At 72.4% G+C, this 8,046-nt stretch carries 4 protein-coding genes; 2 read left to right on the top strand and 2 right to left on the bottom strand.

The genetic code is table 11. From position 1 onward, the window contains the following. Positions 1-134 precede the first annotated feature (134 nt). Both UO65_RS25860 and secA2 read right to left on the bottom strand, forming a co-directional pair. Complete coding sequence (locus UO65_RS25860; RefSeq protein ID WP_035287429.1) at positions 135-1,874, bottom strand: NAD+ synthase; 1,740 nt, start codon at positions 1,872-1,874, stop codon at positions 135-137. A 145-nt stretch (positions 1,875-2,019) separates the two neighbouring features. Further along, positions 2,020-4,356, bottom strand: a complete 2,337-nt coding sequence (secA2, locus tag UO65_RS25855) for an accessory Sec system translocase SecA2 (protein WP_035287438.1) — start codon at positions 4,354-4,356, stop codon at positions 2,020-2,022. 138 nt (positions 4,357-4,494) lie between these two features. Here secA2 and UO65_RS25850 point away from each other — a divergent pair, with 138 nt between their 5' ends. Both UO65_RS25850 and UO65_RS25845 read left to right on the top strand, forming a co-directional pair. Next, a complete protein-coding gene (locus tag UO65_RS25850) occupies positions 4,495-6,057 on the top strand; it encodes an alpha/beta hydrolase (protein ID WP_052021779.1) in 1,563 nt (520 codons plus the stop codon). A gap of 57 nt (positions 6,058-6,114) precedes the next feature. Beyond that, positions 6,115-7,746, top strand: coding sequence for an alpha/beta hydrolase (locus UO65_RS25845; RefSeq protein ID WP_084176266.1), 1,632 nt, complete (start codon positions 6,115-6,117; stop codon positions 7,744-7,746). The last annotated feature ends 300 nt before the right edge of the window (positions 7,747-8,046 follow it).

The following is an 8,046-nucleotide window of genomic DNA, read 5'->3' as shown; positions in this document are numbered from 1 at the left end:
TCACATGATCGCCACCCCCGGCCAAACACATCCACCCACCCGGGCATTTGCTTGGCCGGGCAGGCGGTTGTCGGGGGTGGCTGGTGGTTGTTGCTGCGCCGGTGGGTTTGCGGGTGGGTGTCAGGCGCTGTGGCTCACGGTTGGGGGGCGACCGGCCTGCCCTCGCGGAAGGCGTTGGTGATGGGCAGGCGGCGGTCGCGGCCGAAGGCCTTGAAGCTGATCTTGGTGCCCGGCGGGTACTGCCGCCGCTTGTACTCGGCCCGGTCGACCAGGCGCAGCACCTTGTCGATCAGGGGCGGTTCGAAGCCCGCGGCCACCAGGTCGTCGTAGCCGCTGTCGCCCTCTACGTAGTCGTCCAGGACGGCGTCGAGGAGGTCGTAGTCCGGGAGGGAGTCGCTGTCGACCTGGCCGGGGCGCAGTTCGGCCGAGGGGGGTTTGCTGATCGAGTTCTCCGGGATGGGCGGGGTCTCACCGCGCTTCTCCGCCTCGGCGTTGCGCCAGCGGGCCAGGGCCCACACCAGGGTCTTCGGGACGTCCTTGATCGGGGCGAACCCGCCCACGGCGTCGCCGTAGATGGTGGAGTAGCCGACCGCCAGCTCGGTCTTGTTGCCGGTGGCGAGGACCAGGTGGCCGTGCTCGTTCGACAGGCCCATCAGGGTGACGCCCCGGCAGCGGGCCTGCACGTTCTCCTCCGCCAGCCCGGTCAGCCCCAGCTGGTCGACGAACGCGGCGACCATCGGCTCGATCGCCTGCACCTGGTAGTGCAGGCCGATCCGCTCCGCCAGGTCCGCCGCGTCGGACTTCGAGTGGTCCGAGGAGTACACCGACGGCATCGACACCCCGTGCACCGAGGCAGCCCCCACCGCGTCGGCCGACAGGGCGGCCACCACGGCGGAGTCGATGCCGCCGGACAGGCCCAGGACCACCGACCGGAAGCCGTTCTTGCGGACGTAGTCGCGCAACCCGGTGACCAGCGCGGCCCACACCTCCGCCTCCTCGGGCAGCGGCTCGGCGATCCCGGGCGCGGGCAGCGGCTCGTACGCCGGGACCGGCTCGGTGGACAGCACCACCCGCCGCACGGTGAAGTCGTCGACGGTGTCCCGGTCCACCCTGGCGGCGTCGCCGGGCAGGTCCAGGTCCACGACGGACAGGTGCTCGACGAACTGCGGCGCCCGCGTCACCAGGTTCCCCCGGACGTCGACCACCATCGAGTCCCCGTCGAACACCAGGTCGTCCTGCCCGCCGACCTGGTTGACGTACACCAGCGGGGCGTCGGCCTCCGCCGCCCGCCGGGCCACCAGCGGCAGCCGGGCGTCGTCCTTGGCCCGCTCGTACGGCGAGGCGTTCGGCGAGACCACCAGGTCCACCCCGGCCTGCCCGAGGGCGGAGATCGGCCCGCCCTCCTGCCAGATGTCCTCGCAGATCACCATGCCCACCTCCAGCCCGCGCACCCGCACGATCTCCAGCGCGTGCCCGGACCGGAAGTACCGCCGCTCGTCGAACACCCCGTAGTTGGGCAGGTGGTGCTTGAACTGCTTCGCCACGACCTCGCCCCGGTGCAGCACGGCGGCGGCGTTGCGCGGCCCCACCTCGTCGAGGTCCAGGTACCCCACGAACGCCGCGACGTCCCCGCACCCGGCGTCGGCCAGCTCCACCGCGAGGTCGGTCAGCGCCTTCTTGGCCGCGGCGGCGAAGGACTTGCGCAGCGCCAGGTCCTCCACCGGGTACCCGGTCAGCACCATCTCCGGGAAGACGACGAGGTGCGCCCCCGCCTCGGCGGCCTTGCGGGTCCACTCGACGACGGTGGCGGAGTTGCCCGCCAGGTCCCCCACGGTGGGGTTGACCTGCGCGAGCGCGATGCGGAGCTGCGGCATGGGGTCATCCTCCATCATGTTTTCGCCCCACAGGCGAAAATGTGACCGGCGTCAGTGGGCGCCCCGATGATGGCACGCCCGCGCGGCCGCGACCCGACCAGCCGAGCCGGACCACTGAGGACGGTCCCCAGTGGTCTCCCCGGCGCTACCGGCCCGTCTTGACCTTGCGGATCGAGGCGCGCACGCGTTGCAGGGCCTGCTCGGCCTCGGAGTCGAACGGGTTGTCGTGGACCATGTACGTCCACGTGGAGGTGGGGCGCGACAGGCCCGCCGCGGCCAGGTCGGCGCCGTCCTCGGTGATCGCCACCGACTCCAGGGACTCCGCGGCGAGGGTGCTGATCTCCTTCATGATGCCGCGGAACTCGCCGATGGCGACCCGGTGGAACTCGTCGATCGGGGTCTCGCGGGCCAGGGCGCGCAGGTGGATCGTCTCGCGGACGTCGCCGAGGAACGCCAGGTGCTGCGACCAGCGCTGGTCGAGGTGGTGCAGGGTGATCTGCCGGGCCACCTTCTCCATGACCTCCGCGGTGTGCTCCTCGACCAGTTCCGCCCACCGCTGCGGGGCCTGCTCGGCCAGCTGCTTGGCGGCGAGGTCGGTGCGCAGCACGTCGTCGCGGTAGGCCAGGACCAGGCCGCGCTGGCGCTCGACCAGGCGGGTGTAGCGCCAGGTGTTGCGGTGGATGTCGAGGTTGACGCCCTCGGCGACCTTCTGCGCGTGCTCGATGAACCGCGCCGACGTCGAGTCCTCCAGCCGCCCGTCCTCGTCCGGCTCCGAGCCCGCCGTGGCCTCCGGGGCGAACTGGACGACCAGTTCGTCGGCCAGGCTGCAATAGACGACCGAACCGCCCGGGTCGCCCTGGCGGCCGGAACGGCCGCGCAGCTGGTTGTCGAGCCTGCTGCTGCCGTAGTGCCCGCAGCTCATCACGTACAGCCCGCCCAGCTCGGCCACCTTGTCGTGGTCGGCCTCCGAACCGCCCGCGCCGCCCAGGCGGATGTCGGTGCCGCGACCGGCCATCTGGGTGGACACCGTCACCGCCGCGTGCGCGCCCGCGTCGGCGACGATCGCGGCCTCCTCGGCGTCGTTCTTGGCGTTGAGCACGACCGCGGTCACCCCCGCCTCGGCCAGCAGGGAGGCGATCCGCTCGGACTCGGCCACGTCCAGGGTGCCGACCAGGATGGGGCGGCCGGTCTCGTGCGCCTCGACGATCTCCGCGATCAGCGCCGCCTCCTTCTGCTCGACGGTGGCGAACACCCGGTCGGCGGCGTCGACGCGCACGCACGGCTTGTTCGGCGGGATCACCGACACCTTGAGGTCGTAGAACTCGCGCAGCTGCTCGGCCACCGCCTGCGCCGTGCCGGTCATCCCGCACACCCGCCGGTAGCGGCCGATGAGGCCCTGCACCGAGATCGAGTCCAGCACCTCGCCGCTCTCGGTCGGCTTGAGCCGCTCCTTGGCCTCCACCGCGGCCTGCAACCCGTCCGGCCACCGTTGCAGCAGGGCGATCCGGCCCCGGGAGGTGTTGATCAGGTGGACCTTGCCGTCGCGGACGATGTAGTCGACGTCGCGGGTGAGCAGGGCCTGGGCGTGCAGGGCGGCGTTGACCGCGGCGAGGCGGTCGCTGTGGTCGCCGGAGTACAGGTCGATGTCACCGAGGGCCTTCTCCACGAGCTTCGCGCCGCGGCTGGTCAGCCAGGCGTTGCGGTTGTCCTCGTCGCGCTCGTAGTGCTGGCCGGGGCGCAGCGTGCGCACGATCGCGGCCACCTCGGGGTCGGCCTGGGCGTCGTCGGTGGACCCCGCCATGACCAGCGGCACCCTGGCCTCGTCGACCAGCACCGAGTCGGCCTCGTCGATCAGCGCCACGTCCGGTTCGCGGTGCACCAGGTCCGCCACGGAGGTGCACAGCCGGTCGCGCAGCACGTCGAAGCCGATCTCGCTGACCGCGCCGTAGGTGACGTCGCAGGCGTAGGCGGCGCGGCGCTCCTCCGGGGAGGACTCCTGGTCCACCCAGCCCACGGACACGCCGAGCAGCTCGTACACCGGCCGCATCCACTCCGCGTCGCGGCGGGCCAGGTAGTCGTTGACCGACATGACGTGCACCGACCGGCCCTGCACGGCGTACCCGGCGGCGGCCAGCGCCCCGGCGAGCGTCTTGCCCTCACCGGTGCCCATCTCCACGACCCGGCCCTGCAGCAGCTCCAACGCGCCGACGAGCTGCATGTCGTAGGGGCGCTGCTCCAGCGCCCGCCGCGCCGCCTCGCGGCCCAGCACGCACAGCTCGACCTGGGCCTGCTGGTCGAGCGCCTTGCGCTCCCGCAGCGCGGTGGCGGCGGCGGTCAGCTCCTCGTCGGACAGCTCGGCGACCTTCTCCTCCCGCCACCGCACCGAGGTCAGCAGGTCCTTGTACTTCTTCAGGTCGACCGTCGACGGCCGCTCCAGCAGTCGCTGGAACCCGCTCTTGACCCGTGTCAGAAACGCAGCCACGACTCCGGCCACCCCTTCGCTCCGCCGAACATCCCGCTCGAACAGTGACGCAATTCTCGACCCTGCCACCTAACGGTGGACCACGGCAGGTGAGTTCCGCGTCCGGGTGGCAGGATCGGGCGGGTGCGCAGTCCGACGATGGCCCTGATCGGTACCGCCCTGTCGACCCTGGTGCTCGCCGCCTGCACGTCGAACCCCGGCGCACCCGTCCAGGAGACCGAGCGTAAAGGCCCGACCGGCGTGGTGCCCGACGGGCTTTCCGCCTTCTACGGCCAAGCGCTGACCTGGGAGGACTGCGCCGACTACGCCAAAACGGACAACGACAAGGAGCAGTTGGGCAAAGACGGCCTGCGGTGCGCGCACCTGACCGTGCCGCTGGACTACGGCAAGCCCGACGGCGACACGATCACGATCGGCGTCCTGCGCAAACCCGCCACCGAACCCGACCGGCGGATCGGTTCGCTCGTGGTGAACCCGGGCGGACCGGGCGCGGCGGGCCTGTCGGCGGCGGCCCGGCTCTCCGGGGTCGGCGAGCTGAACAAGCGGTTCGACTTCGTCGGCTTCGACCCGCGCGGCGTCGGCTCCAGCGAACCCACGGTCCGCTGCCTGACCGACCAGGAGCGCGACGCCGAGCGCGCCGAGGACGACGAACTGGACACCTCGCCCGCCGGTGTCGCCAGGCAGGACGCGGAGCAGGAGGAGTTCGCCGCGAAGTGCGCCGAGCGCACCGGCAAGGGCGCGGCGATGCTGGCCAACGTCGGCACCCGCGACGTCGCCCGCGACATCGACGTCCTGCGCTCCGCCCTCGGCGACGAGAAGCTGACCTACCTGGGCTACTCCTACGGCACCCGCATCGGCACCGTCTACGCCGAGAGCTTCCCGCGCAACGTCCGGGCCATGGTCCTCGACGGCGCCCTCGACCCGGAGCAGGACGCGGTCGGCGAACTCGTCGCCCAGGGCGAGGGCTTCCAGAAGGCCTTCACCGACTTCGTCGCCTGGTGCGTGCAGCGCCAGGACTGCTCCCTCGGCCGCGACGCCAAGCAGGCCCAGACCAACTTCCAGCAGTTGATCCGCCCCCTCGGCACCCGCCCGGTCGAACTGGCCGACGGCCGCAAGCTCTCCTACGGCGACGCCACCACCGGGGTCATCCAGGCCCTGTACTCCGAGCAGCTCTGGGAGCCGCTCAACACCGGCCTCAACGAGGTCAAGCAGAACAAGGGCCGCATCCTGATGCTGCTCGCCGACTCCTACGAGGAACGCGGCAAGGACGGCCACTACTCGACCACCCAGGACGCGTTCACCGCCGTCCGCTGCGTGGACGACCCCCGCGTGACCGACCCGAACGTCATCCTGGAGGCCCAGCGCCGCTACAAGGCCGCCGCCCCCTTCCTCGACGACGGCAACCCGCCCACGGCCTCCCTCGACGCCTGCGCCTACTGGCCGGTCCCCAACACCGGCGAACCGCACCTGCCCCGGGTCGAGGGCATCCCCCCGATCCTGGTCGTCTCCACCACCGGCGACCCGGCCACCCCGTACGAGGCGGGCGTCAACCTCGCCAGGGCCCTCGGCGGCGGGCTCCTCACCTACGAGGCCACCCAGCACACCGCCTTCCTCCAGGGCGTCGCCTGCGTCGACGACGCGGGCTCGGCCTACCTGACCGACCTCGTGCTGCCCGAGGAGGGCAAGCGCTGCTCCGGCTGACCGCCGTGTGACCTTCCCGTCTGTCACACCGGGCGGGCCCGGAGCGAAGTGCTGGTCATGCCAGTCGTTCCCCGCTCCGCCGCGCGCGGGCCCGCCCCGGTCAACGCCACCACCGGTGACGCGGTGCCCACCGGGTGCCACCCCGGACCGGTGCGCCGCCTGCTCCCGGTCGTGCTCGCGCTGCTGCTCACCGGCGCCTGCACCACAGCCGTCCCCGGAACCGCCGTGCCCGGGAGCGTGGAACAACGCGGCCCGGTGGGCCCCGTCCCGGCCGGGCTCGACCGCTTCCACGCCCAGCCGCTGACCTGGCGCGACTGCCGCCCGTTCGGGACGAACGACGTCGCCAGGGGCGTGTTCGGCAAGCGCACCCTCCAGTGCGCGACGCTGACCGTGCCGCTGGACTACGCCAAGCCGCAGGCCCGCACGGTCGAACTGGGCGTGCTGCGCAGGCAGGCCGCCAAGCCCGACCAGCGGATCGGTGCGCTGGTCGTCAACCCCGGCGGCCCCGGCGCCTCGGGCATGGAGGCCGCGGCGGGCCTGGGCGCCCGCAACAAGGGCACCGAGGTCACCGACCGCTTCGACCTGGTCGGGTTCGACCCGCGCGGGGTCGGGTTCAGCGGCCCCGACGTCGTCTGCCTGACCGCGGCGGAGACCGACGCCCTGCGGTCCGCGCCGCCGGTGACCGACGTCGCAGGCTACGAGGCGCAGTCGCGGGACTACGCGGCCAAGTGCGCCGAGCGCAGCGGCGGCGCCGAGGTGCTGGGCAACATCGGCACCCGCGAGGTCGCCAGGGACCTGGACGTCCTGCGGTCCGCGCTCGGCGAACCGAAGCTGACCTACGTCGGCTACTCCTACGGCACCCGCCTGGGCACCGCGTACGCGGAGGCGTTCCCCGGCAACGTCCGGGCGATGGTCCTCGACGGCGCCGTGGACCCCGAGCGCGGCGTGGTCGACCAGGTCATCGGCCAGTACCACGGCTTCGACCAGGCCCTGGACGCGTTCCTGATCTGGTGCCGGGGCACGGGCACCTGCACCGTGCGGGACCGCAAGACCCTGATGGCCCTCATCGGCCGCGTCCATGCCTCCCCGGTGGCGGTGGGCGACCGGCGGATCACCGGCCTGGACGCCACCCGGGCCATCACCGCGAGCCTCTACTCCCCGCTGACCTGGCAACCCCTCAGCGACGCCATCGACGCCCTGGACGCGGGCGACGGCACCGCCCTGCTGGAGATGGCCGACAGCAGCTACGGCCGCCAACCCGACGGCGGCTACAGCGGCGCCACCGACGCCCTGATCGCCGTCCGCTGCGCGGACGACGAGCGCGTCACCGACCGCGCCGCCCTCCTCCCGGCGGTCGAGGGCACCAGGGGCACCTTCCTCGCCGCCGCCCAACCCGTCCTCCCCGCACTCGACCCCTGCGCGTTCTGGCCCGCCCCCGCCACCGCCACCCCCCACAAACCCCGGGTCGACGGCATCCCACCCCTCCTGGTCATCTCCACCAGCGGCGACCCCGCCACCCCCTACCTGGCCGGGGTCAACCTCGCCGAAGACCTCAAGGCGACACTGCTGACGTTCTCCGCCACCCAGCACACGGTGTTCCTGCAGGGCAACACGTGCGTCGACACCATCGGAGCGGCATACCTGGTCAACGGCACCCTCCCCGCCCCCGGAACCACCTGCACCCCCTGACCCGCCTACTCGACCGGACTCGCCACCAGCCCGGCGAGCGACTGCACGGGTGGGTGGATGTCCTCAACGCAGGCCGACCACCCCACAAACCGCCGACCCGGCGAGCCAACTGCCCGGGTGGGCGGATGCGCTTGCCCAGCCGACCACCCCACAAACCGCCGGCCCGACCAAGCGACTGCCCGGGTGGGTGGATGTGCTTGCCCAGCCGACCACCTGAAAACCGGCGGCCTGGCGAGCGAACTGCCTGGGTGGGTGGATGTGTTTGGCCGGGGGTGGCGATCATGTGACAGCCTGCCTGGG

The sequence above is a fragment of the Actinokineospora spheciospongiae genome (assembly GCF_000564855.1).
Classification (GTDB): domain Bacteria; phylum Actinomycetota; class Actinomycetes; order Mycobacteriales; family Pseudonocardiaceae; genus Actinokineospora; species Actinokineospora spheciospongiae.
This window is presented reverse-complemented; position numbering and strand designations above follow the sequence as displayed.

Bases quoted from the DNA above. Each gene is read 5' to 3' on its own strand.
- UO65_RS25860 (WP_035287429.1), bottom strand. From the start codon at position 1,874: ATGCCGCAGCTCCGCATCGCGCTCGCGCAGGTCAACCCCACCGTGGGG.
- UO65_RS25850 (WP_052021779.1), top strand. From the start codon at position 4,495: ATGGCCCTGATCGGTACCGCCCTGTCGACCCTGGTGCTCGCCGCCTGC.
- UO65_RS25845 (WP_084176266.1), top strand. From the start codon at position 6,115: ATGCCAGTCGTTCCCCGCTCCGCCGCGCGCGGGCCCGCCCCGGTCAAC.